This is a genomic window from Streptomyces nanhaiensis (assembly GCF_046614825.1).
GTDB classification, from domain to species: domain Bacteria; phylum Actinomycetota; class Actinomycetes; order Streptomycetales; family Streptomycetaceae; genus Streptomyces; species Streptomyces radiopugnans.
The window spans coordinates 1-492 of record NZ_JBKJFM010000397.1; the positions used below are offsets into that span (position 1 = coordinate 1).

Annotated in this window: 1 pseudogene; it reads right to left on the reverse strand. The window is 80.9% G+C overall.

Annotation, left to right across the window (positions count from 1 at the left end):
• Positions 1-219, reverse strand: a pseudogene (locus ACLIYP_RS30785) (adenosylcobinamide-GDP ribazoletransferase); the annotation flags it as partial.
• Positions 220-492 lie beyond the last annotated feature (273 nt).

Below are 492 nucleotides of genomic sequence, written 5' to 3' on the forward strand. Positions count from 1 at the left end.
CCCGGCGGCGGCCGCGCACAGCCCGGTCACCAGGCCCACCAGCGGGGCGCAGACCATGCCGGCGCGGGCCGCGGACCGGTCCCAGCGCGCCCCGGAGACAGGCAGCACGGTGAGCGTGCCGAAGGCGAAGCGCACCCCGTCCCGTACGCCGGCGGGCGGCGGGGCTGCGGGCGGATCCCGCGGCGGCGGATCCTGTGGCGGCTGCGGGACGGTGTCCACCGGCTCTCCTGCGTTCTTCCCTGCGAGAGGACCGCCGGACTCGCCCGGCGGTGGGATCGCCCCGGCGCGGCCGAGGGGAGGCCGCCCGGTGCGCGGTGGCCCGCGTTCCTCCCCGGGCGGGGCGCGGAAGACCACCGGGCGGCAGGCTACCGGTGGGCCCGCGCGTCCACCGCGCACGGGCGGACGCCGTGGTGGGCTCGGCGGACGCCGTACGGGCTCAGGTGACGTCGGGCATCGGCGCGGCGCCGGAGCGGTCCGCGTCCGGCTCCGCCG